The sequence below is a fragment of the Nocardia sp. NPDC058244 genome, from assembly GCF_042882065.1.
In the GTDB taxonomy this organism is placed as follows: Bacteria; Actinomycetota; Actinomycetes; order Mycobacteriales; family Mycobacteriaceae; genus Nocardia.
In genome coordinates, this window is record NZ_JBHVWX010000007.1 from 153,289 (window position 1) to 176,382 (window position 23,094).

20 protein-coding genes are annotated in these 23,094 nt (G+C 70.0%); 18 read left to right on the forward strand and 2 right to left on the reverse strand.

Annotation, left to right across the window (positions count from 1 at the left end; translation table 11 throughout):
- The first annotated feature begins 17 nt into the window (after positions 1 to 17).
- From ACFVW6_RS22885 to ACFVW6_RS22950, 14 genes are all read left to right on the forward strand, one after another.
- Positions 18 to 767, forward strand: a complete 750-nt coding sequence (locus ACFVW6_RS22885) for a toxin-antitoxin system YwqK family antitoxin (protein ID WP_378829602.1) — start codon at positions 18 to 20, stop codon at positions 765 to 767.
- A gap of 15 nt (positions 768 to 782) precedes the next feature.
- Positions 783 to 1,982 carry a hypothetical protein gene (locus ACFVW6_RS22890; protein WP_378829604.1) on the forward strand — a complete coding sequence of 400 codons (1,200 nt, stop codon included), beginning with the start codon at positions 783 to 785 and terminating at the stop codon, positions 1,980 to 1,982.
- Positions 1,983 to 2,079: 97 nt separating this feature from the next.
- Positions 2,080 to 2,556, forward strand: a complete 477-nt coding sequence (locus tag ACFVW6_RS22895; RefSeq protein ID WP_355271330.1) for a YbaB/EbfC family nucleoid-associated protein — start codon at positions 2,080 to 2,082, stop codon at positions 2,554 to 2,556.
- Between the two features lie 241 nt (positions 2,557 to 2,797).
- Positions 2,798 to 4,477, forward strand: coding sequence for a hypothetical protein (locus ACFVW6_RS22900; RefSeq protein WP_378829607.1), 1,680 nt, complete (start codon positions 2,798 to 2,800; stop codon positions 4,475 to 4,477).
- Positions 4,474 to 5,256 carry an ESX secretion-associated protein EspG gene (locus tag ACFVW6_RS22905; protein WP_378829610.1) on the forward strand — a complete coding sequence of 261 codons (783 nt, stop codon included), beginning with the start codon at positions 4,474 to 4,476 and terminating at the stop codon, positions 5,254 to 5,256. Before ACFVW6_RS22900 ends, ACFVW6_RS22905 begins: the two co-directional genes overlap by 4 nt.
- A 20-nt stretch (positions 5,257 to 5,276) precedes the next feature.
- Positions 5,277 to 5,609, forward strand: coding sequence for a hypothetical protein (locus ACFVW6_RS22910; protein WP_355271335.1), 333 nt, complete (start codon positions 5,277 to 5,279; stop codon positions 5,607 to 5,609).
- Positions 5,610 to 5,634: 25 nt separating this feature from the next.
- Positions 5,635 to 5,931: a YbaB/EbfC family nucleoid-associated protein gene (locus ACFVW6_RS22915; protein WP_365010662.1), complete on the forward strand. Its 297-nt coding sequence runs from the start codon at positions 5,635 to 5,637 to the stop codon at positions 5,929 to 5,931.
- Between the two features lie 100 nt (positions 5,932 to 6,031).
- A complete protein-coding gene (locus ACFVW6_RS22920; RefSeq protein ID WP_355271339.1) occupies positions 6,032 to 6,343 on the forward strand; it encodes a type VII secretion target in 312 nt (103 codons plus the stop codon).
- A gap of 35 nt (positions 6,344 to 6,378) precedes the next feature.
- Positions 6,379 to 7,707: a hypothetical protein gene (locus ACFVW6_RS22925; RefSeq protein ID WP_378829614.1), complete on the forward strand. Its 1,329-nt coding sequence runs from the start codon at positions 6,379 to 6,381 to the stop codon at positions 7,705 to 7,707.
- 28 nt (positions 7,708 to 7,735) lie between these two features.
- The gene (locus tag ACFVW6_RS22930) at positions 7,736 to 8,047 is read left to right on the forward strand and encodes a PE family protein (protein ID WP_357346490.1); all 312 of its coding nucleotides are present in this window, start codon (positions 7,736 to 7,738) and stop codon (positions 8,045 to 8,047) included.
- Between the two features lie 15 nt (positions 8,048 to 8,062).
- A complete protein-coding gene (locus ACFVW6_RS22935; protein WP_378829617.1) occupies positions 8,063 to 9,052 on the forward strand; it encodes a PPE domain-containing protein in 990 nt (329 codons plus the stop codon).
- Complete coding sequence (locus tag ACFVW6_RS22940) at positions 9,049 to 9,840, forward strand: ESX secretion-associated protein EspG (RefSeq protein ID WP_378829620.1); 792 nt, start codon at positions 9,049 to 9,051, stop codon at positions 9,838 to 9,840. Before ACFVW6_RS22935 ends, ACFVW6_RS22940 begins: the two co-directional genes overlap by 4 nt.
- 42 nt (positions 9,841 to 9,882) lie before the next feature.
- Positions 9,883 to 10,212, forward strand: coding sequence for a WXG100 family type VII secretion target (locus ACFVW6_RS22945; protein WP_218717557.1), 330 nt, complete (start codon positions 9,883 to 9,885; stop codon positions 10,210 to 10,212).
- A gap of 32 nt (positions 10,213 to 10,244) precedes the next feature.
- Positions 10,245 to 10,538 (forward strand): WXG100 family type VII secretion target, encoded by a 294-nt coding sequence (locus tag ACFVW6_RS22950; RefSeq protein ID WP_022567327.1) that lies wholly within the window; start codon positions 10,245 to 10,247, stop codon positions 10,536 to 10,538.
- A 206-nt stretch (positions 10,539 to 10,744) separates the two neighbouring features.
- Here the strand turns inward: ACFVW6_RS22950 and eccE are convergent, their stop codons facing one another.
- A complete protein-coding gene (gene eccE / locus ACFVW6_RS22955; protein ID WP_378829622.1) occupies positions 10,745 to 12,484 on the reverse strand; it encodes a type VII secretion protein EccE in 1,740 nt (579 codons plus the stop codon).
- Between the two features lie 117 nt (positions 12,485 to 12,601).
- On the opposite strand from eccE, the gene eccB reads away from it, so the two are divergent.
- The gene (gene eccB, locus ACFVW6_RS22960) at positions 12,602 to 14,110 is read left to right on the forward strand and encodes a type VII secretion protein EccB (protein WP_355271350.1); all 1,509 of its coding nucleotides are present in this window, start codon (positions 12,602 to 12,604) and stop codon (positions 14,108 to 14,110) included.
- Between the two features lie 42 nt (positions 14,111 to 14,152).
- Here the strand turns inward: eccB and eccA are convergent, their stop codons facing one another.
- Complete coding sequence (gene eccA, locus ACFVW6_RS22965) at positions 14,153 to 15,994, reverse strand: type VII secretion AAA-ATPase EccA (RefSeq protein WP_378829625.1); 1,842 nt, start codon at positions 15,992 to 15,994, stop codon at positions 14,153 to 14,155.
- Between the two features lie 157 nt (positions 15,995 to 16,151).
- Here eccA and eccD point away from each other — a divergent pair, with 157 nt between their 5' ends.
- From eccD to eccCa, 3 genes are read left to right on the forward strand one after another with little or no spacing between them, the layout of a single operon-like run.
- The gene (gene eccD / locus ACFVW6_RS22970) at positions 16,152 to 17,612 is read left to right on the forward strand and encodes a type VII secretion integral membrane protein EccD (RefSeq protein ID WP_378829628.1); all 1,461 of its coding nucleotides are present in this window, start codon (positions 16,152 to 16,154) and stop codon (positions 17,610 to 17,612) included.
- A complete protein-coding gene (mycP, locus tag ACFVW6_RS22975) occupies positions 17,609 to 19,015 on the forward strand; it encodes a type VII secretion-associated serine protease mycosin (RefSeq protein WP_378829630.1) in 1,407 nt (468 codons plus the stop codon). Before eccD ends, mycP begins: the two co-directional genes overlap by 4 nt.
- A gap of 8 nt (positions 19,016 to 19,023) precedes the next feature.
- Positions 19,024 to 23,094, forward strand: coding sequence for a type VII secretion protein EccCa (eccCa, locus tag ACFVW6_RS22980; RefSeq protein ID WP_378829632.1), 4,071 nt, complete (start codon positions 19,024 to 19,026; stop codon positions 23,092 to 23,094).

The following is a 23,094-nucleotide window of genomic DNA, read 5'->3' on the forward strand; positions in this document are numbered from 1 at the left end:
CGGAGAGGTGTCCACAGGTGAGTGACGATCCGATCGAATGGGACGATCCGGATGTGCGGATCGATCCGGCGACCGGCCGGTTGTCGTATCGCGACGAGCCGTACACCGGCGCGGTGACCCACACCCGCCCCGACGGCACCTGGCGCGAGTACAGGAGCTACGACGACGGCGACCGGGACGGCGACTGGTCGGGCTGGTACCCCGACGGCACCATGCGCTACAACGGCGAGTTCTACCGCAACCGGCCGGTCGGCACCTGGCAGGAGTGGTACCCCGACGGCGCCCGCCGCCTCGAAGACGTCTACGACATCGACGGCGTCTTGCAGACCCACTCGGTCTGGGACGCGGCGGGAACGCTGATCGAATTCGGCGACGAGCTCACCCGCAAAGGCGTCGCCGCCGACGCGGTCCCGTCCGACGACCCCGAATTGCGCTGGGACGAAACGGAAACCCGCATGTACTACCGTGGCGTGCCGTTCACCGGTCAGGAGTTCCGCCGCCCCGCGCCGAGCGCCCCTGTCACCGAGCTGGCCACCTACGCCGACGGTTACCGCGACGGGCCGGCGCGCGGCTGGTACCTCGACGGCACCCCGCGCTACACCAGCGAGTACGCCGACCGGCACGAGGTCGGCCACTGGCTCGAATGGTTCCCCACCGGAAACCGCAAGGAAGAAACCGTCTTCGCCGCCGACGGCGCGCTGCTCACCAGGACCCGATGGGACGAGTCGGGCGCCGTGATCGCGCGGTTCGGCGAGCACCGGGACTAGACGAAGGAGTGCGCAGTGGCTGACGAGCTGGCCGGTGATCCCGATGTCGGATTCACCCTCACCACGGTGGTGGCCGCCGACGACGGGATTCCGGAGCGCGCCGCCGCACTGAGCCATCGCATCGCGAAAACCGTGGCGGCGCTCGGCCCGCCGGGATGGACCGAGCTCGAGGCGTCGTTCGCGATGACGGCGGCGGCCGAGGTGTCGATGATCGTCTTCCACGACGAGCAGGGGCGGTTCGCCCGGGTCTTCCCGAGCCCGGAGCTGCTCGACCTGCTGCGCGAGCACCGGCACCTCTCCGCCTCGATGGGCGACGGTCCGTGGTGGCGCTACCTGCTCACGTTGACCAACACCGGCAAGATGGAGGTCGACTACGACTACGGCGACGAGCCGTTCCCGGACGATCAGCTGTTCCCACCGACGGTGTACCGCACCGACATCGAGATCTATCCGCGGGCGCAGCTGCCGATCTGGCTGGCCGCCTACATCCGCCACGACAACCGGCAGGTGCGCGGTCCGGTGGCCGCGGCCGAGCGGGCGCGCGCGGATCTCGCGGCGGGCCGCAGCGCGGCGGGCTCGGCGCCGGACGTGGAGTTCCCCGCGCTGGTGCCGATGGCCCGCCGATGGGCCCTGATCGCCGCCGCTTTCGTCGCGGTCGGTTCCAAGTGGGGCCCACGGGTGACGCCGGCGTTCCATGTCTTCGAGGGTTCCAAGTTCAGCGGTTCCACCCTGTGCCTGCTCCCCGGCGACCGCGCCGTGCTCTCCGGCGGAGTGTGGAACGCACCGGAACTCGACGCCGTCTACAACAAAGACCTGCCGATGCCTGACTTCTATCTCGGTGCCCCCGACTGGGTCGCGGCACCGGTGATCAACCGGCGGGCCGAGAACGGTCTGCTCACCTTCTGCTACTGGTGGGAGGGCGGCCGCTGGTATCGGGGTGCCTCGGCGGGCGCCGACGCGCTCGCTCCCGCGGTGCCGGGGATGTGGGACACCAGGACCGTCGTCGACGTGCTGACCGGACTGCTCGGCGAGAACGCGTCGCAGGCGCAGAAGGAGTCCGTCCTCGGGCTGGTCGAGGCCGCCGAGCGCGCGGCGGTGGCCAGGGAGGCGTTCACGCGGGTCTTCCCCGCCGACAGATATCACGTCGACGCCGCCTGGTTCGAGCTGAATCTCGGCGGTCTGCTCGGCACGCACACCGTGGGCTTGGCGCAGTGAGCTGACCGGTCGTGCTGTTGCGTGGGCGGGACGGGTGTGGTGTGCTCGCTCACCGACGGGCTGGTCGGGTCGGCTCGGGAGTCGGAGGGAATCGGGTATGACCAACGAACACGCCAAGGCGCAGATGGCCGACATCCTCGAGACCGTGCAGCAGCAGATGAAGGCGATCGCGCAGGTCCAGCAGGATCGGGCGAAGATCGTCGCCAGTGCCACCGTGCGCAAGCGGGTGACCGTCACGGTCAACGCCGACTACAAGGTCATCGAAACCAAGTTCACCCCGGACATCGACGATCTCACCTACACCGAGATCGCCAAGGCCGTCACCGAAGCGGCGCAGCAGGCCGCGACCGAGGTCGCGCGCAAGACGCAGGAGATGATGGCGCCGCTGCAACGCGAACGCGCCCGGCTGCCGAAGATCACCGAATTGGTCGACGGGATGGACGGATTCGCCATTCCGCAGCCCGTGGAGGCATCGCTGGAACCGCCCAACTCGCCTGAGCGGGAACGGCTCTCGACCGACGAGGCGGACGGTTCGCGGGATCCATCGCGGACGGCCACCGACGCCAGCTGGTGAGGTCGGCGTCGGCGGATGGTCGAGCCATCGCCACCAGCGGGATCTCCGCTGTACATGCGGAATTCATCTGTCAGACCGTAGAATCGTTAGCAAGCCGTGCGAATCGGCGGTGTCGTGGTAGCGGTGCCAGGCGGGGCGCGAGGCGGCACCGGTACGGACAGGGAGGGTCGACTTCATGACGGGACCATCGGCGCAGGATCAGTGGGCGGGGCTGCGATCGGCAGCCTCGGATGGATCGCTGATGCTCCAGCCGTCGGCACTGCCGAACCTGGTCGAAGCCGCCAACAACGCGCGGTACTGGGTCAATTCCGTCAAATCCGCCGCGGAGGGCGTGGGAAACCTGCCCGATTTCTCTTCGCTGGAGTCGGGTAAACAACTGTCGAAGCAGTTCGAAGGCAAGGCCGGTCAGCTGAAGACCGTGCTCGGCAAGCACGAGACCGTCCTCGACAATGTCGCGAACACCTTCCTCGACGCGGCCCGGCACTACAAGGGCGCCGAGGACGGCAGCAAAGTAGACCTGGAATCGCTGCGCACCAAGATCGAGCAGGGCCGCAGCGCCAGCATGAAGGTGGTGCTGGGGCCGACGGTCGTCCAGTATCCGGCGGTCGCGACCGCGGTCAATCTGCCGAAGATCCTGGCCGACGGCAAGACGTTCGATCCGGCGGGCATGAAGGCCGAGACCCCCAACTACAACTACAACGAGCTCCAGGCGATCATGTCGTCGCTGTCGACGGTTCCCGGCAATCTGGCGCACACCGCGTTGTTCTGGGGTGACCTGGCGGATCTGCTCAAAACGGGTTTCGACGATCTGAACGCCAAAGTCGAAGCGAGCAAGAAGAGCTGGACCAGCCCGGGCGGCGCCACGCGCGCCATGTCGGCGATGTCGGCCTATCACGAGGCCAACGGTCTGCTGGTCGAGCAGACCAAACAGGTGGCTGCCGCGCTCGACTACACCGTCGGCTGGATCAACGCCACCTCCAAGGGACTGGCGACGGCGCTCATGCTGCCCCGCTGCTATTCCGATCCCAACGGCACCCAGGCCCAGGCGGACAAGGAGACCTGCGCCAAGAACGGCCGCCAGGTCATGTGGAACACCTATGTCCCCGGGCTCAACAGCACGACGAGCCATATCCCCACGCTGCCCGAGCCGACCGCGCCGACCACGGGCGACGGCACCGGGAACGGAAACGGCAATGGGAACGGCAACGGCAGTGGAAACGGCAGCGGTTCGGGGTCGGGTTCGGGCTCCGGCTCGGGTTCCAGCTCGAAATCCGGTGAAGCCCTGGCCGCCATCGATCGCGCGCTCGCCGAACTGCAGGGACAGAAGTCGGGCAGCGACACCGGTGGCAAGGACACCACGGGTGGCCAGAACGGTTCCGGCGGCCAGAACGGTGGCAGCGGCTCGAGCGGTTCCTCGGGCGCCGATCAGCTGACCTCGGCACTGCAATCCGGTCTCGAACAGGCGAGCTCGGCCGCACAGTCCGCGCTGGAACAGGCGTCCTCGGCCGCCGAACAGAGCTCCCTGGCGGGTATTCCGGGTTCTTCGGCACTCAGCTCACTCCAGGACCAGGCCAAGAAGGCGCTCAGCGCCGCGAGCAAGGGCGGCGGCGGTGGCGGCTCGGGCGCAGGCGGCGGTGGCGCGGGTGCGGGCGCCGCACCGCTCTCGCCGAGCCTGGACAGCGCGTCCAAGCTGTTCCCGCGCGCCTCGGCCGTCACGGGGGCCGAGGGCTTCCGCACGGGTGTGGCCTCCTCGGCCGCCGGTTCGCCGATGGGCGGCATGCCCATGTCGCCGATGGGTGGCGCGGGTGGCCAGGGCCAGCAGAAGGAACACAAGCGGGCCGACTACCTCGACTCGACGGACCACTTGGACGAGGCCATCGGTGACGCGCCGATCGTGGCCAGGCCGGTGGTGGAACAGTGACGCCCACCTGGGAATTCACCGGCGACGAGTTCGACGCGCTGTGGACGGGTCTCGACGAGGAGTACATGCCCGACCCGTTCATCCACACCGGCGCGCCGGGCGACGCGGACGAGGCCGATTTCGGGCGCAAGGACGCGTGGGCGCGGATCCGGCAGCGGTGGGGTCATGAGCTCGACGAGATCATCGATGTGCTCACGCACCCCGATATCCGGATCGCGGTGCGCGGCTACGGCGGCGGGGAGAAGCTGATCGATCCCGCCTACTCGGTGCGCATGCTCGCCGTGCGCAAGGGTGAGCTGGGCTACCTGGTCCGGCAGCTGCCCGGTGAAACCCTCTACCACGCGGCCGGATTCGTCGTCACCCGCCACAGCGCGCTGTCCCTCGGCGACATCATCGCCGATCACCTGCCCGAGGCCGAGGCGGGCCGTGGCCAGGACATCCGCCTCGACGAACCGGGCGACGATCAGTTCGACCGCAGCTACGGCCGCTCGCTGGTGCAGCACTACGACGACGACGCCGCGGTGCAGACCCAGACCTTTCAGCAGGCCCGGCTGGACCGCGACGGCTTCATCGACATCGAGCAGGGCTGGTCGCGTTTCGGGCCGAGGGGGATCCTCCGATTGCGGCTCGGCTGGCGCGATCTGACCGATGACGGTCGCTACGTGATCGTTCCCGGTACGCCGCCGGTGGCGGTCGGCGCCGATCGCCGGCGGGTGGTCTCGCTGATCAACAGCCAGATCGCCGAAGTTGTCAGAGCCATCAGGGATGATCGGGCCTAGGGCGGATGGGAGGGGAATCGATGGACGAGTTTCCGACCGAGTTCAGCGCGTCGTCGCTGACCGGCGCGATCGCGGTGCGCACCACCGAGCAGGGCTTGCCGGTGGGCATCACCGTCGACCCGGATCAATTGCGCCGCGATCCCGCCGATCTGGCGGCCGAGATCCTGCGGCTGTGCCAGAAGTCGGCCAAGCGGGCAGGCCTGGCGCGGCGTAATCAGCTGGCGGCGGCCGGGTTCGATCCGGCGCTGCTGGCCGCGACCGGATTGCCGACGGAGGCCGAGGTCGCGGCGGCGGAGATCGTCGAGGAGCAGGAGTACGACACCGAGCCGGACAGCTGGCTACGGTCGGTCTAGCGAGCGGAGCGGGGAGGACACGGCGATGGTCGAAACCATGGACGAGCTGATCGCGAAGGTGCAGGGCCAGCTCTATCGTCTGCAGGACCTGGCCGAGGCGACCAGTGGCATCAGGGCGCAGGAGACCTCGCCCGACGGGGCGGTCACGGTGACCGTCGACGGCAGCGGCGCGTTGATCGGGCTGGCGTTCACCACCGCCGTCAGCACGCTGTCACCGGCCGATTTCGAGCGGGTGCTGGTGCGGACCGCGCAGGCCGCCGCGCACCGGGCGTTCGGTGAGCGCGCCGAGCTGGTAACTGCGTATAACCGAACCGGCACGTGAGATTCAACTGGTCTTAACCACCGATTTGTGTGGCGCGAGTTTCCGACGGGTAGATAAAGTAACGAAACACCATGGGCTGTTTCGAGATTGGACGAGAGCCATGAATCACGTTGCGGTAGTTCCCGATGCAGTTCGTGCGTACGCGGGCGCCTCGGCCACCATGGCGGCGGGGGTCGCCCAGGCGGGCGCGGTCGACCAGGCCGCCACGATGGCTGCCGCCGTGCCCGTCTTCGGCCTGATCGGCCAGGAATTCCTGCTGTCGTTCGCCTACGCGCAGGCCAACCACCTGACCTCGGTGGCGCAGCTCGCCGCGGTGCACGCGGGTACCGCGCTGACCGCCGCGCAGGCCGCGTCGACCTACGAGGGCGCCGACGGGGCGGCCAAGCTGGGCATCGCCGCGGTCGATCAGTAGCCATGACATATCCCGGGGGAAGCACGGCCGGTGCGATGGCATCGGTCGATCCGACCGTGCTCGATCTACTGCGCGGCAGTTCCCTGGCGCCGATGCTGGACCAGCCGGTGAGCCAGGTGCTCAGCTCGATGGGGCTGCCGCAGCTGCCGCAACTGCCGGAGTTCATCCAGCTGCCGGAAATGCCCGCGCTGCCGACGATCGACCTGACCGCGCTGATGCAGCCGCTCACCGAACTGGCCTCCGCCTTCGGCACCGGCGCGCTCGGCGGCACCGGCACCACGTCCGGCACGTCGTCGAATCCCACCGACGCGCTGTCGAACATCACCTCGGTGCTCGAGACGGCGATGTCGCTCGGGTCGACCGCGTTGCAGACGGTGATGCAGCTGTGGCAGAGCGCCGCGGCGATGGAGGCGACGAACAAGGCGACCGCGGCGCAGTCCGACGGCGCCAAGCTGGCGACGCAGAGCACGCAGGAGAAGGCGGTGCTCACCCACGCGGCGGGCAATGTCGCCGTGGGTGGCGCCAAACTGGCCGCGGTGATCGCGCGCTATTCGGCCACCCTGGCCCTGGCCCCGCTCTACGCGGCGACGCCGGGCGGTCAAGCGGTGCTGATCGCGGCCACGATGGAGGCCATGGCCGAGGGCCTGGCTATCACGGCCGAGACCAAGGCCGAGATGGTGGCGCGCAGCGGTGAGATGGCGCAGGCGGGCGAGAAGGTCCAGGTCACCAACGCCCCCACCGGTGTCGACGCGAGCAGCGATTCGCTGAGCCAGCTGATGAGCCTGGTCTCGCCGTTGATCAGTACGGCGAGCACCGCGGTGTCGTCGCTGGGTTCGCTGGCCGAGCAGGTGAGTTCGCTGTCGGCGAGCACCACCGGCACTACCGACGACGCGGCGAGCACCGGCACCGAGATCACCGACGCCGACAGCGAAACCGCCGAGGGCCTGGCCGGAGCAGGCGGCGGTGGCGGTGCGATCGGCGGCATCGGCGCGATCGGCGGCGCGGGCGCGGCGTCGTCGCCGCTGAGCCCGTGGCAGGGCGGACGCGGCGGCGGGTTGTCCACCGTCGGGGCGACCGGCGCGCTCGGCGGCACCGGCGGCACCACCTCGGGTGGCGCGAGTACGACCACCGCCTCGGCGGGCTCGGCGCCGGGCTACATGCCGATGGGCGCTGGCGCGGGTGCCGGTATGCCGATGGCCCGCGCGGTGGACGGTGGCGGCAGCGAGGCCGTGCACTCACAGCTGGTGACCGGCAATCACGGCGACGAAGTCGTCGGCCAGATCGCGGGGGTGGCGACTCCGGTCGTCGGCGCCGCCGAACCGGTGACCACCGAAGCGCCACCGGACAAAGAACTCTCACTGTGACGCGGCACGACCACGACAGGAGCAGCAGATGAGCAACACCTTCGAATTCGATTCCGCCGCGGCGAGCAAAGCCGCGGCAGCACTGGACGGGATCGCCGACCGGCTCACCACCGAGCTGTCGGCCGTCGCCCCGACCCTCCGGGTGGCCCCGGCGGGCGTCGACGAGGTGTCCGCGCGCGCCGCGACCACCGCCAACGGCGTCGCCGACGACTACCTGACCGGTGCCGAGGCGGGCGCGCACGAGATGAACAAGCTCGCCGCTACCCTGCGGGCACAGGTCTCGGAGTTCGACCAGATGGAAACCGACAACACCACCGGCTTCAACGGGCCTGCGGCGTAAAGGCATCCATCACCGATGATCGAACCACCGCAGCCCGGCTTCACCGGAGTGGTGTGGGAGGCACGCGAGCCGCACAAGCTCGCCACCGACCTCACCACCGGTGCCGGACCGATGCCGATGGCCGACGCGGCCGCCGCCTGGACGCGGCTCGCCGCGGCCTTCGGCGCGGCCGTGCTCGACTACGAGCAGGTGCTGCAAACCCTGCGCGGCTCCTGGAAGTCCGGGAGCAGCGAGCAGGTGTGGGAACGGATCTCGACCCTGCGGGAGTGGCTGATCGACACCGCGGCCGCCGCGACCGCCAATGCCGCACGGCTGCAAGCCCAGGTCCTCGCCTACGAGGTGGCGGCCCTGGCGATGCCGAACAGCGCCGACATCGCGGCCATCACGGCGATGCAGCAGGCGCTGGAACAGGTCGGCACCGCGCTCGGCGCCCCGATCAAGGCCATCGCGGCGCAGACCGACGCCGATGCCGACGTGGCGAAGGCGGTCGCCTCCCGGGTGATGCGCAGCTACGAGGCGGCCACCGAACCGCTGGCGACGCCCTGGCTGCACGCGCCGCCACCGCCGATCGCCCCGGAGACCGCGCTGACGGGCGAACAGTCGGCGCAGGCGGGAACCCCCGCGTCGCCGGGTGCGGCCGGGATGTCGGGGCTCGGCGCGATCGGCCTCGGTGCGTTGCCGTCGCTGCCCGCACCGGTGCAGACCGCGTATCGCGCACCGGTTTTCGTGCAGTCCACCGCCGCGGTCACCACCGCGCCGCAGGCCACACCGGTCGCCACGCCTGCCGGACCGGCCGCCCCGGTCGTCCCTGGTGCGATGGCGCCCGGCGCCGGTGGGCACGACGCGGGGTCCCGCTTCCCGCGCGCGGGTCTGGCCTACGAGGAATCGGACCAGCTGGTCGCCGAAGGCGAGATCCAGGCTGCCCCCGCCGTGCTCGGCGTCGCCGAACGCGCGGCACCCCAGACCGGTGGCACGTCGACGACGACGGCGGAGGGGCGGCCATGACCACCCTCACCAACGATTCGCTGCTGGCCGTCGCCGATCGGCTCGGCGTCCAGACCCTGCCGCTGGTCCTGGCGGTGGGTCCGCAGCAGGACAGCTTCGACGACTGGCGCGCCGCCAGAGACGCCGCGGTCGCCGAACTCACCGCCGCCGGAATCTTCGACGGCTACGGTGACGTCGAGCCCGACCTGGCGGACGCGCTGCACACCCTCGCCCAGCCCGACGCCGAACTCGTCGCCCGCAGCTACGGTGACCGCGACGCGCGCCGGATCTGCCTGGCGCGCCGCGGCGCCGGTCACGCCAGCGCCGTCCGCGTCGGCGGCGGCTTCGAGATCGGCACCAAGGCGATCGACGGTTCCGACCGTGAACTGACCCGCCTGCTGCTCGCCGCGCTGCCGCACTGCGCGCCGGCGGAGGTGGCGGCGGTGAGCGTCGCGGCCGACGATCTGGCGGCGCGCCTGGACGCCGCCGAAACGACTTCCCAGTACGTGGACGCGATGTACGCGCTCGGTATCGACGCGCACGAGGCGACCGTCCTCGGCGCGGCCTTCGGCTCCTGCCATGGCTACACCGAGATCGTCGCCACCGTCCACCATGACGGGCTGACCACCCGAGCCCCTGGCGCGGTCGCGGTGTACGACACCGCGCGCGGCCGGATCGTCGTCGCGCCGATGACGGCGCCCGACGGGCAGGTGTGGTCGACCATAACGCCGGGCACCGATCATCGCCTGACCCAGGCCGTCGGTGCGCTCCTCGAGGGGCTTCCCGGTGGGGGGTGGCGGCCCGACTAAGCCATCTCCCATTTCAACCATCAAGTAGGAAAGGTTCGGCACATGCCCCCTCAGGGACCAGTAGGTGTAGAAGCCGGCGGCGTAGACGGCGTCGTCTCCAAGCTCGAAGGCACGATCAACAACCTGCGGACGTCGGTCGGTCAGATCGACGACGCGGCCCAGGCCGTGCTCCGCGGCTGGAAGGGTGACGCCTCCGACGAGTTCGTGAAGGTCGCCCAGGCCTGGCACGACGAGGCCGACGCTCTGAACAAGAAGTTCGACCGGCTCACCGAAGCGGTCAACACCGGTAAGTCCACCCTCGTGAACATGGACGGCGCAGGCCTGTCCGGCGGTGGTTCCACCAGCGGTGGCGGCAGCTACACCAACCTCTGACCGCGAATCAGAAACGAACAGGAACTGAGCTCATGACCATTCTTTACGATCCCGCGGCGATGAACGAGCTGTTCAGCGACCTGCAGACCTACGGCGGGAAGATGAAGGGCGAGATCGACGAACTCGAGGGCGCCGCTTCGGATTTCCGCAACAACCTGCAGGGTGACAACGCGATCTCGAACTTCGACACCGCGCACAAGAACGTCACCACCGAGCTGACCGACACCCTCGACAAGCTCGACAAGCTCGCCGCTCAGGTCGAGTCCGCGCTGAACCGCGCGCTCGAGGCCGACGGCAAGGTCGGCGACGGTTTCGCCGACTTCTGAGTTGTTGGAGCGCTGGCGCGCTCGAGCGCGGCCCCCTTGGGGCCCAACGAAAACGGGGCGAGACTCGTGCCTGCGGCACATGGTCTCGCCCCGTTTTCGTCGGGCCGGGCCGCTACGCCCGCTGCGCGGGCGGGGCCTCCTCGAGGTCGGCCCGTGCGGGGTTGATCGGCGCTGAGTTCGGGCTCAGGTCGTCGATCAGTCCGAACTCATCTCGCCGCGAGTGATTCGCCGATGTAGTGCATCTCGTCGGGGGTCGTCACCATCGACACCGTCGCGCTGCCGGTACTGGTCCGCACCGTGATCCGGTTGGGCGCGTACGGGTCCTGCACGAGGGTGACGTCGGGGGCGAGCGCCTCCGGATCGCGTTCGGCGGTGCGGACCTCGACGATGGTCGCGCCACCCAGATGGCTGGTCGGGGCGATACCGTCGAAGACCAGCACGGTCGTCGTCGGGTAGGGCGCCGCGGGCACCGGCGGCGGCCCCGGCGGGGTCTGCGGAGTCGCGCCCGCCGCCCTCGGCGCGATCGAGAGCAGCTGTGGGGTCGCGAGGTTCGCGACCATCGACTGCCAGGCCTGCGGCCGCGCGGTGTGCACGACGGCATGGGCGCCCAGCGCGGTGGCGCGCAGGACGACCTGCTGGGCCAGATCCAGGTTGCCGATCACGTCGACGTGGCGGGTGCCCGCGCCGATCAGCGGGACCGCGATGCCCTGACCGCGTTCGTCGGCCCCGATCAACTGACCACAGCCGGTGGTCGGCACCGAGATGTCGGTGAGCGCGGTGAGCGTGCCCCGGTAGCCGTCCCGGCCGCCCAGGTCGTCGGCCGCGCCGATGGGCAGGGTGTCCAGCAGGATGCGGCGCTGGCTGCCCGGGAGCTCGCGCAGTCCGGCGACCGGCGCCTGCTCGTAGGGCGCCACCGAATCGAAGCGGACGACGGCGTTGAGCACGACGGTCCCCGCCTTGTCGTACGCGCGTCCGACGCGACGGGCGCCGGGGTGCAGACGCAGGGTCACCGTGGTCGAGAGTGAGGGCAGCGACCAGATCTCGGCCAGCCCGTTCGTGCCGATCATCGGCGCGGTGAGCTGGTAGTGGGTCAGGTGCCTGCCGAACTCGGACTCGAGGCCGTGCGCCGACTCGGTGAGCCGCAGCGGGTCGAAGCCGTGGGTCAGTTCGCGCACCGCGCTGTTCATCTCGGTGGCGGTGAGGACCGCGGCGTCGATGCCGTGGGTGGCGAGCCGATTGGCGACCCGGCGGGTGGCGATGATCATGGTGCGCAGGGCGCCGGTCGCGCCGCCGCCGCGTTTGTTCACCGCCGCCGCGTTGGCCACCGGGTCCAGCCGCAGCACGAGCCAACAGGTGCGGTGCGCGATGGCGGGCAGCGGGCCGAGGATCCGGTCGTACAGGTGCGCGGCCGCGCCGGTGCCCGCGGTGCGCGCGCCGGTGGCGATCACGTCGATGCTCACCAGCTCCACGTCGAACTGGTCGAGGCAGCGCGCGATCTCGGTCATCGGCAGTAGCTGGTCGGCGCTGAGGGTGCCGCGGCGCAGCAGCGTGAGCGTGTCCGGCGGCGGATCGATGCGGAGCATGGTCAGCAGCAGATCGCCGTCCCAGCGCACGCCACAGCCGCCGCCCTCGGGCAGCGGCACGTCGAAGGCGGGGGCCCGGTCCAGGGTTTCGGTGCGACCGCGCAGGCGGCGCCCCAGCCAGCCGCCGAATCGCACGGCGAGCGTGCGCCGCCGGATCGGGACGAGCCCGATCAACAGCACGGCCACCGCCCCGCCGATCGCCCCGTAGCCCGAATTCGTCGTCGCCAGCACGACCCAGGCCACGATCGCCGCGAGCACCGCGACCGGCACGCACGCGCGCAGCGGATACATCCGGAACAGCCAGAATTCCGGGTCACGCAGCGTGTCGTAGGCATTGTCGCCGGCGGTTTGCCCGCCGTTCATACTGTTGTTCAAAATCGTTGTCCCTGCTTGGCATCCGTCGAATCATGGTGAAGGACAATTCCGGATTTACGGTACCGTGTCCGACGAGATGGTGATCAACGCAGCAATGGAGTCCCTGTGCCGGCACAGCTGACAACCAAGGCCCAGGTCAACGGTTATCGTTTCCTCCTGCGCAGGCTCGACCACGCGCTGGTCCGCCGCGATGTGCGCATGCTGCACGATCCGATGCGGTCGCAGAGCCGGTCGATGATGGTCGGCGCGGTGCTCGGGCTGATCATCGTGGCGGGCGCGGCCATTCTCGGCTTCCTCAAGCCGCAGGGCGCGATCGGCGACGCGCTGATCGTCAGCGGCAAGCAGAGCGGCGCGATGTACGTGGTCGTCGAGGCCAAGGAAGGCGAGAAGACGCTCCATCCGGTGCTCAACCTGGCCTCGGCCCGGCTGATCGCCGGTGACGCGCAGACGCCGAAATCGGTGAAGGACGACAAGCTCGGTTCGATGCCACGCGGCCCGCTGCTCGGCATCCCGGGCGCGCCCGCCGCCATGCCGGGATCCAAGCAGGGCGCGAGCTCGAACTGGACGCTGTGCGAGACCACCCAGCTCTCGGCCTCCGGTAGCGCGTCCGGCGCCACCGGCGGACTCACCACCGCCATCGTCGGCAAGCCGGAAACCGGGGACCGGATCGGCGCCACCGGCGCCGACGACGCGCTGCTGGTGCGCCGCGACGACAAGACCTATCTGGTGTACCAGGGGACCAGGGCCGAACTCGATCCGAACAACTCGGTGGTCGCGCGCACCCTCGGCCTGTCCGGCAAGCAGGTTCGCCCGATCGGCAGCGCGGTGCTGGGCGCCACCACGCAGGCGCCGCCGCTGGCGGTGCCGACGATCGAGCGCGCGGGCGAGCCGGGCCCCGGCAAGCTGTCGAATGTGCCGATCGGCGGCATCATCTCGGTGACCGGGGTGCAGGCCGCCGGTCAGGAGACGATGTACGTGGTGTTGGCCGACGGGGTCCAGCGGGTCTCGGAGTTCACCGCGGACCTGCTGCGCAACGCCGATTCCCGGGGTATGCGCGAGATCGCCGCACTGGCCCCGGACGCGCTGGACCGGATGCCGGTGCTGCACACCCTTCCGGTCGACGGTTTCCCCGAGCGCAAGCCGCGCATCCTGGCGGCCGAGGACGCCCCGGTGGCCTGTGTGAACTGGGCCAAGAACCCGGGTGTCGCGGCCGCGCAGGGCAGCTCCGTCGACGGCCCGGCCGAACGGGCCACGGTGACCCTGCTCGCCGGAACCAAGCTGCCGCTGAGTGATTCGGTCAAGCCCGTGACGCTCGCGACCGCCGACGGTTCGGGCGACCGGATGGACGCGGTCTACCTGCCGCCGAGCACCGGCGAATTCGTGCAGGTCACCGGCACCGAGCCGGGCAGCCTGCGTCGGGAATCGCTGTTCTACGTGGCCGACAACGGGATTCGCTACGGCATTCCCGACGCCGCGACCGCCGCGGTGCTGGGGCTGGGTGACAAGCCGCGACTCGCGCCGTGGTCGATCATCGGACAGCTGGTCCCCGGCCCGACGCTCTCCGCGAAAGACGCTCTGACCAGCTACGATTCGCTGCCTTCCGCGACCAAGTAGCCGAGAACGCGGCGGCGGTCCCGGCCGCCGCCGCGTTCGGGCTCAGCTCAGATTGGGTACCTGACCCACGTTGAGCGTCGCGACGATGCCGGTCAGCGCGGTGCGCATATCGGTCTCCTCGATCCGCATCAGCACGTCGTCGTCGACCTCGGCCAGGTCGAGGCCGTCGGTGTTGGCCAGCCGGAACTCGCGTTCCTCCTCCGCCGCCTCGATCACATTGCGGATGAAGCGGCCGTTGCCCGCCAGGTCGACGCCGCGGCGCGGCTGCCCGCTCTGGTCGGTGCTCTCCAGGTCGTAGAGGAACCCGCAGGTCTCGATCAGGGTCTCCAGCGCCGCGGGCGCCAGCTGCGAATCGCGTCCGTTCGCCACGATCTCGCCGATCCGGCCCAGCTCTTCGGCGGTGTACGAAGGGAATTGGAGACGCTTGGCGAAGCGGGAGGCCAGACCGTCGTTGGCGGCCAGCAGCCGGTCGATCTCGCCGTCGTAGCCCGCGATGATGACCACGAGCCGGTCGCGGTCGTTCTCCATCCGGGCCAGCAGGGTGTCGACGGCCTCGCGACCGAAGGCGTCACCGCCGGACAGGCCGGTCTGGATCAGCGTGTACGCCTCGTCGATGAACAGCACGCCGTCCATGGCGCTGTCGATCAGCTTCTCGGACTTGATGGCGGTGCCACCGAGGTTCTGGCTCACGAAGTCGACGCGCTTGGCCTCGACCACCTTGTCGGTCTTCAACAGTCCGACACCGCAGTAGATCTTGGCGACCACGCGCGCGATGGTGGTCTTACCGGTGCCGGGCGGACCGGTGAAGGCCAGGTGCTGGCCCCTGGACTGGCTCGACAGGCCCTTGCCCGCGCGGATCTTGGCCAGCTGCGCGGACGACTGCAGCTTGGCCACCTGGTTCTTCACCGACGCCAGCCCGACCTGCTTGTCCAGCTGCGCCCGTGCCTCGGCGAGGACGGTTTTCGCGCGATCCTCGGCGGCCGCCTCGTTCATCGCGGCCAGCGAGGGCGCCGAGGTGGGGTCCCACTTGTCGGTGCGGGCGTCGATCACCTCGCGGGTGGTGACCACGATCCGGAAGGTGCGGTCGCGCATGGCGTTGGTGTTGGCGGTGAAGTCGGGCAGCTGGGAATAGACCTGCTCGAACAGCTTCTGGGCCTCGGCCTCGTTGCCGGACTCGCGCAGGCACAGGCCGCGGTTGTACATCGCGGTGAACCTGGCCGACGGGATCGGGCCCGCCTCGGCCTGTTCCATCCGCCGCACGGCTTCACCGAACAGGCCGAGCTGCGCGCAGGCGGTACCGACCATCACGTTCGCGCCGGTGGCCAGGTACGGGTCCTTCCAGTCCGCCGAGCCTGCCAGCACGGTCATCACGTCGGGCCAGCGCTGGGTGTTGTAGTGCATGATGCCGCGGATGTAGGAGCTGATCCGGTCGTCGATCTGCTTGTCCGGATCGTCGGCGCGGGCGGCGCGCAATTCGGCGAGCTTGTCGAGTACCTGCTCGGCCTGGTCGTAGTCCTTGTCGGCGATCAGCTGTGCGGCCCAGGCGAGCCAGATCTCGGTGAGCCCGGCCAGCGGGTAGTCGATGTAGAGGCCGGGCAGGAAGCGGCCCGCCATCGCCCGCGGCGCCAGGCCGAGCCTGCGCTGCTCGCGGCCGAGCGAATCGAGGCTGGTGCGATGCAGATTGAACAGCACCTCTTTGGTCAATTCGCCCGCGGCGGCGCGGCCGAGCCACGCGTCGCACATCGACGAATCCCATTCCGTCGCGCGCTGGAAGGCCAGCTTCGCGTACTCCTCGTCGCGCGCGGACTCCTGACCGTCGATGGACAGACCGAGCGAGAGGACGCCCGCGTCGAAGGCACGCTGCGCCTGGCGAATGTCTGGCATGTGGTGTCGGACCCCGAAATCTTCGTCTGGTGGACAGCTGCTGTTCAATCCGGCGGCGGGACTTCGATCGCGCCGGTTTGCCCTGTCCGTTAGATTAGGTAACGCTGCCGTGTGGTCGCAACGGAAGTAGTCAGCTACGACTGAGAGTTCATCACTGGTGTCGACGTTGTTGGGCAATGAGCCGGAACTATGCCGAGTTTCAGTGATCGGGGGTGATACGCAGCTCGACATCGGACTACCCGCCACGGTACCGATCGCCGGATTCATCGGCGACCTGGTGGCGCTGATCCGTTCCCGGGATCCGCGACTGCCGGACGGGGACGAGGACTCCGCCCCGGTCCGGGCCCAGCACTGGACCCTGGCCCGGCTCGGGCAGGACCCCCTCGCGCCCAGCCGCACCCTCACCGAGGCCGAGGTCTACGACGGCGAGCTGCTCGTGCTCAGCCCGGTGACGCGCAAAGAGGCGCCCGCGCTCTTCGACGACGTGATCGATGCCGTATCCCGGCTCACCGCAGGCGAGTTCCGCGGCTGGTCCAGTGCCGCGGCCCGCTGGGCGGGTCTGGTGATCGCCACGATCGCGATCGTGGCCGCGCTCGGCCTGCTCGCGGTCTCGCGCGCCGACAGCGATCCGCTGGTCCCCGCGTTCGCGCTGCTCGGCACCGGTATCGCCGCGTCGGCGGCGGCCGGCATCGCCGCCCGCAAGTTCACCGATTCGATGACCGCCAACTGGCTTTCGCTCGACGCCCTGCTGCTGCTGTTCGGCGGCGGCGCGCTGCTCGTGCCCGGTCAGCTCGGCGCGGGGCAGGTGCTGCTCGGCAGCGTCGTGCTGCTGGTCGCGGCGGTCGCCGGCTACCGGATCACCGGAATCGGGGCCGGCCTGTTCGCCGCCGCGATCACGCTGAGTGTGTTCGGCGCGGTGACCGGCACCGTCTACCTGCTGTGGCATCCGGGCTTGGCCAAGCTGTTCGCCGGAGTGCTCGTCGCGGCGGTGATCCTGCTGTCGTCGGTGCCGCGGCTGGCCGCGGTGGCGGCCCGGTTGCCGATTCCGCCGGTGCCGACGGCCGGTGGGGCGATCGACCCCGCCGACCACGAACAGCGCCCGACGATCGAGGGCATCGGCGCGGTCGGCGCGATCGCGCTGCCCTCGGCGGCGGGCCTGGGTGAGCGCGCTCGCGTCGCCAATCAGATCCAGACGGGACTGGTCGTCGCCTGCGCGGTGGCCGCGCTGTTCGGCGCCGTCGGCGCGGCCGATCCGCTCGGGCCGTTCCACTCCGGTGGCGTCGCGCTCGCCGCGGTCGCCGCGATCGTGCTCTGCCTGCGCGGACGCTCCTACGCCGACCTGGTGCAGGCCGCGACATTGATCACCACCGGCGCGCTCATCATGATCGCGCTGCTGACCGGTCTCGGGCTCGGCCACGACGCGCTGGAATTCGTCGCGGTCGCGCTGCTGTTGCTGACCGCGGGCAGCGTCATCGGATTCGGCGTGATCGGCCCGCATCTCGAGGTGACCCCGGTGACCAGGCGGATGATCGAGATCTTCGAGTACTTGCTGATCATCACGATGGTCCCGCTCGCGCTGTGGGTCATGGACGTGTACTCGACCGCCCGCAACATATGACCCGCGCACCCCTGCGGCGCGCGGTCCTGCGGCTGGCCTGTGCCGCGACCGTGCTCGGCACGGTCGCGGGCTTCCCGGCGCCCGCTGGCGCGATCGCCCCGCCCCGGATCGACCAGGGCGCGCTCGACGCGGCGCTCGCGCTCAGCGGCAGGCCCGCCCCGCTCGAGCCCACCGAACAGCGCGAACTGTGCGCCGAACCCGTGCTGCGCGGCAGCGCGCCGAGCGAGCCGCCGATGGCGCAGCGGGTGCTCGACCTGCCCGCGGCCTGGCAGTTCAGCCGCGGTGCCGGCCAGAAGGTCGCGGTGATCGATACCGGCGTCAACCGGCATCCGCGGCTGCCCGCGCTCCAGGCGGGCGGTGACTACGTCAGCGACTCCGACGGCACCGTCGATTGCGACGGGCACGGCACGCTGGTGGCGGGCATCATCGCCGCGCGTCCCGTCCCCGAGGACGCGTTCGTCGGCGTCGCGCCCGAGGCGGAGATCCTCACCATCCGTCAGCTCAGCCTCGCCTACGAGGCCAAGGACCGGGGCGCGGACAAGGGACAGGGCTCGCTACGCAGCGACGGCTACGGCAGCGTCCTCACCCTCGCCGGCGCCGTCGTGCGCGCGGTCGACATGGGTGCGACGGTGATCAATATTTCCGAAGTGGCCTGCACCCCAGCCGGTTCCAACACTTCCGACGGTGCGCTCGGCGCCGCCGTGAAGTACGCCTACGACCGCAATGTGGTGGTCGTCGCGGCCGCGGGCAATGTGGAACAGGGCGGCCCGTGTCAGAACCAGAACGAGGGTTCGGGCTGGAGTTCGGTGACCACCGTGGCCTCGCCCGCCTGGTTCGCCCCCTACGTGCTCGCGGTCGGCTCGGTCGACGCCGACGGCAAGCCCTCCGCGCTGTCGCTGCGCGGTCCGTGGATCGGGGCCGCCGCGATCGGGCGCAATATCGTGTCGCTGGACAGCAAGCCGGGCGGTGCCGGGCTGGTCGACGGTGTCCAGACGATGGAGGGCGTACAACCGGTCGACGGAACCAGTTTCGCCGCACCGTATGTGGCCGGGCTGGCCGCGCTGATCCGGTCGCGCTATCCGGAACTGTCCGCGCAGCAGGTGATCGAACGGATCACCCGCACCTCGCACGCGCCCGGCCGCGGCCGCGACGACGCCATCGGCGCCGGACTGATCGATCCGCTGGCGGCGCTCACCGCGCCGCTGGCCGCCGAGCCGCCGAGCAGGGGCGCCGACGTGGGGCACGCGATCGCCGCGCCCTACGCGGCCCCCGAACCGGATCCGCGACCGCGCCGGGTCGCGATCATCGGCGCGCTGACCCTGTTGGCCGCGTTGGGCATCGGCGCCGCGTTCGCCTTTCCGTTCCGCAGGCGCGGCGCCGACCTCAACCAGGAATTCGAGTAGAGGGATCGATGGCTACCGAAGGTTTCGTCCGTCGCCCCCGGATCGCGCCGCCGCGCGCGCCGGGCGGTGAAGTCGCGCTCACCCCGCCGCCGGAGATCCAGCGCGCCATCCCGTCACCGCTGATGATGAAGCTGATGCCGGTCATCATGGTGGTCGCGGTCGTCGGCATGATCGCGATGATGGTCTCGATGGGCCGCAATCTGCTGGCCAATCCGATGATGATGATGTTCCCGATGATGATGCTCATGTCGATGGTCGGCATGATGGCGGGCATGCGCGGCGGCGGCCCCAAGCGCGCCGTCGAGCTCAACGAGGAACGCAAGGACTACTTCCGCTACCTCGACCAGGTCCGCAAGGACGTGCGCAACACCGGCGTCAAACAGCTGGAGACGCTGGACTGGAGTCATCCCGAACCGGCCGACCTGCCCGCGCTGATCGGCAGCAGGCGGATGTGGGAACGCCGTCCCAACGACCCGGACTTCGGCCACGTGCGGGTCGGCGTCGGCAGCCATCGCCTCGCCACCAAGCTGGCCCGCCCGGAGACCGGACCGCTGGAAGACCTCGAGCCGGTGTCGACGGTGGCCCTGCGCCGATTCGTGCGCACCCACTCGGTGGTGCACGAGTTGCCGACCGCGGTCTCGCTGCGCGCGTTCCCCGCCATCAATATCGGCGGCGACCTCGACGAGGGCCGCGAACTGGTGCGCGCCATGCTGATGGAACTGACCACCTTCCACGGCCCGGACAACCTCGTCGTCGCGATCGTCTGCGCCGACCCGGACGGGCACTGGGCCTGGGCGAAATGGCTGCCGCACGTGCAGCATCCGTCGGTGCGCGACGGACTCGGCTCGGCCCGGATGATGTACACCTCGCTCGGCGAGCTCGAATCCGCGTTGCAGACCGAGCTGATGGAACGCGGCCGGTTCATGCGCAACCCGCAGCCGACCCAGGGACGCCTGCACGTGGTCGTCGTGATCGACGACGGTTACATCAGCGGCAACGAACGCATCATCAGCGAATCCGGGCTCGACTCGGTGACCGTGCTCGACCTGACCGCGCCCGAGAACGGCCTCGCGGCCCGGCGCGGTCTGCAGTTGGTCGTCGGTGACGGGGCCGTGTCGGCGCGCAGTGCCGCGGGCGTCGAGCGCTTCGCGACCGCCGACGAGGTCAGCGTCGCCGAGGCCGAGGCGTTCGCCCGCGCGCTGGCCAGGTACCGGCTGGCGACGGCGGCGCAGATCGTCAGCCTGGGGGAGGGCACCACCAGCGACCCCGGCCTGATGGCCCTGCTGCGCATTCCCGATGCCGCCCAGATCGATCCGGCCAGGGTGTGGCGACCGCGCACCGCGCGCGAACGGCTCCGGGTGCCGATCGGCATCACACCGGACGGCACGCCGGTCGAGATCGACATCAAGGAGTCGGCGGAGAACGGCATGGGCCCGCACGGCCTGTGCATCGGCGCGACCGGTTCCGGCAAGTCGGAATTCCTGCGCACCCTGGTGCTTTCGCTGGTCACCACGCACTCACCGGACGCGCTCAACCTGGTGCTCGTCGACTTCAAGGGTGGCGCGACCTTCCTCGGGCTCGACTCGCTGCCGCACGTCGCGGCCGTGATCACCAACCTGGAAGACGAACTCTCCCTGGTCGACCGCATGAAGGACGCGCTCGCCGGTGAGATGAACCGCCGCCAGGAACTGCTCCGCTCGGCGGGCAACTACGCCAATGTCAACGACTACGAGAAGGCGCGGGCCGCCGGCGTTCCGCTCGATCCGCTGCCCGCGCTGTTCGTCGTCGTCGACGAGTTCTCCGAATTGCTCTCGCAGAAGCCGGACTTCGCCGAGCTGTTCGTCATGATCGGCCGCCTCGGCCGCTCGCTGCACGTCCACCTGCTGCTGGCCTCGCAGCGCCTGGAGGAGAACAAGCTGCGCGGCCTCGAGTCGCATCTGTCCTACCGGATCGGTCTGCGCACCTTCTCGGCCAACGAGTCGCGCGCGGTGCTCGGCATCACCGACGCCTATCACCTGCCCAGCGTGCCCGGCGCGGGCTACCTGAAAAGCGATGCGTCCGAACCGCTCCGGTTCAACGCGAGCTATGTCTCCGGTCCGTACGTGGCGCCGGTCGGTACCGTCGTCGACGACGACGGCGCGCCGATGGGCGGCCAGCGGCCGGTGGTGTTCACCGCGGCGCCGGTCGAGGTGACCGAGGCCGCGCCGGAACAGCCGGACACCGAGGACGACCCGATCCTGCGCGGCAGGCTGGAACTGCCGCCGCCACCGCCGAGCGGTCCCGTCGCCGAGGAGGGCATCCCGGACTCGCTGCTCGACGTGGTCGTCAAGCGGCTGACCGGCCACGGCCGTCCGGCCCACGAGGTCTGGCTGCCGCCGCTGGAGGAATCGCCGACCGCCGACATGCTGCTGCCCGACCCGGATTGGCGCTCGCCGGTGAACCGGCACGGTCAGCTGTGGATGCCGATCGGTGTGATCGACAAGCCCTACGAGCAGCGCCGCGACGTCCTGACCATCAATCTGGCGGGCGCGCAGGGCAATGTCGCCGTGGTCGGCGGCCCGCAGTCGGGCAAGTCGACGACGCTGCGCACCATCATCATGGCCGCCGCCGCCACCCATACCCCCGAACAGGTGCAGTTCTACTGCCTGGACTTCGGTGGCGGCAGCATGGCCGGTCTGGTCGGCGTCCCGCACGTCGGTTCGGTCGCGGGCCGGCTCGACGGTGACCGGGTGCGCCGCACCATCGCCGAGCTCACCACCCTGATGCGCCAGCGCGAGGAACGGTTCGCCGAGCTGGGCATCGAGTCGATGACCGAGTTCCGCAGGCGCAAGTTCTCCGCGCTGGAAGCCCGGCAGATCAACGGCACCACCGCGGCGCCCGGCGACCCGATGGCCGCCGACCAATTCGGCGACGTGTTCCTGGTGATCGACGGCTGGGGCGCCATCCGGGAGGAATTCGATCTGCTGGAACCGCAGATCAACGCCATCGCCACCCAGGGCCTCTCGTTCGGCGTGCACCTGATGATCGGCGCGTCCCGCTGGGCCGAGATCCGTCCGGTGGTCAAGGACCAGATCGGCACCCGGCTCGAGCTGCGCCTCGGTGACCCGGGCGATTCGGAGATGAATCGCCGTACCGCGCACCAGGTTCCCGTCGGCAGGCCGGGTCGCGGTCTCACGGCCGAGCAGCTGCACATGCTGATCGCGCTGCCCCGCCTGGATTCCGACTCCGAGCCGTCGACCATCGCCGACGGCGTCACCAGGGCGCGCGAGGAACTGATCGCGCTCTACCCGGGCAGGCGCGCGCCGGAGGTGCGCATGCTGCCGCTGAGCTTCCCGCGCGAGCAGGTCATCGCCACCGCGCGGGAACAGGGTGTCACCTTCGATCGCACCAAGGTCGTCGTCGGCCTCGGCGAGTCCGAATTGCAGCCGCTGGTCCTGGATTTCGGTGTCGAGCCGCACTTCATGGCCTTCGCCGACGTGGAATGCGGCAAGACCACCCTGCTGCGCAATATCGTGATGAGCATCGCCGAGCAGTCCACCGCCGCCGAGGCCAGGGTGATCCTGATCGACTACCGGCGCACCATGCTCGGTGTGCTCGAGGGCGACCAGCTCGCGGGCTATTCGACCTCGTCGCAGACGTGTGGGCCGATGATCCAGGAGGTCGCCGGCTACCTGGCCAAGCGGATCCCCGGCTCCGACATCACCCAGCAGCAGCTGCGCGAACGCAGCTGGTGGTCGGGCCCGGAGATCTATGTCGTCGTCGACGACTACGACATGGTCGTCACCGGTTCCGGCAACCCGTTCGCGCCGCTGCTCGAGTACCTGCCCCAGGCCCGCGACATCGGCCTGCATCTCGTCGTCACCCGCCGCATCGGTGGCGCGTCGCGCGCGCTCTACGACCCGGTGCTCGGCGCGATGAAGAACCTGTCGGTGCAGACGCTGATCATGAGCGGGTCGCGGGACGAAGGAAAGCTGGTCGGGGACGTGCGCCCGAGCAAGATGCCGCCCGGTCGCGGCACGCTGGTCTCGCGCAGTCAGGGCATCGAACTGGTCCACATCGCCGACCTGCCGCCGCTGTAG

Excerpts from the sequence above, each read along its gene's own strand:
- ACFVW6_RS22895 (WP_355271330.1), top strand. The coding sequence starts at position 2,080 with ATGACCAACGAACACGCCAAGGCGCAGATGGCCGACATCCTCGAGACC.
- ACFVW6_RS22900 (WP_378829607.1), top strand. The coding sequence starts at position 2,798 with ATGCTCCAGCCGTCGGCACTGCCGAACCTGGTCGAAGCCGCCAACAAC.
- ACFVW6_RS22910 (WP_355271335.1), top strand. The coding sequence starts at position 5,277 with ATGGACGAGTTTCCGACCGAGTTCAGCGCGTCGTCGCTGACCGGCGCG.
- ACFVW6_RS22915 (WP_365010662.1), top strand. The coding sequence starts at position 5,635 with ATGGTCGAAACCATGGACGAGCTGATCGCGAAGGTGCAGGGCCAGCTC.
- ACFVW6_RS22920 (WP_355271339.1), top strand. The coding sequence starts at position 6,032 with ATGAATCACGTTGCGGTAGTTCCCGATGCAGTTCGTGCGTACGCGGGC.
- ACFVW6_RS22925 (WP_378829614.1), top strand. The coding sequence starts at position 6,379 with ATGGCATCGGTCGATCCGACCGTGCTCGATCTACTGCGCGGCAGTTCC.
- ACFVW6_RS22930 (WP_357346490.1), top strand. The coding sequence starts at position 7,736 with ATGAGCAACACCTTCGAATTCGATTCCGCCGCGGCGAGCAAAGCCGCG.
- ACFVW6_RS22935 (WP_378829617.1), top strand. The coding sequence starts at position 8,063 with ATGATCGAACCACCGCAGCCCGGCTTCACCGGAGTGGTGTGGGAGGCA.
- ACFVW6_RS22940 (WP_378829620.1), top strand. The coding sequence starts at position 9,049 with ATGACCACCCTCACCAACGATTCGCTGCTGGCCGTCGCCGATCGGCTC.
- ACFVW6_RS22945 (WP_218717557.1), top strand. The coding sequence starts at position 9,883 with ATGCCCCCTCAGGGACCAGTAGGTGTAGAAGCCGGCGGCGTAGACGGC.
- ACFVW6_RS22950 (WP_022567327.1), top strand. The coding sequence starts at position 10,245 with ATGACCATTCTTTACGATCCCGCGGCGATGAACGAGCTGTTCAGCGAC.
- eccE (WP_378829622.1), bottom strand. The coding sequence starts at position 12,484 with ATGAACGGCGGGCAAACCGCCGGCGACAATGCCTACGACACGCTGCGT.
- eccA (WP_378829625.1), bottom strand. The coding sequence starts at position 15,994 with ATGCCAGACATTCGCCAGGCGCAGCGTGCCTTCGACGCGGGCGTCCTC.
- mycP (WP_378829630.1), top strand. The coding sequence starts at position 17,609 with ATGACCCGCGCACCCCTGCGGCGCGCGGTCCTGCGGCTGGCCTGTGCC.
- eccCa (WP_378829632.1), top strand. The coding sequence starts at position 19,024 with ATGGCTACCGAAGGTTTCGTCCGTCGCCCCCGGATCGCGCCGCCGCGC.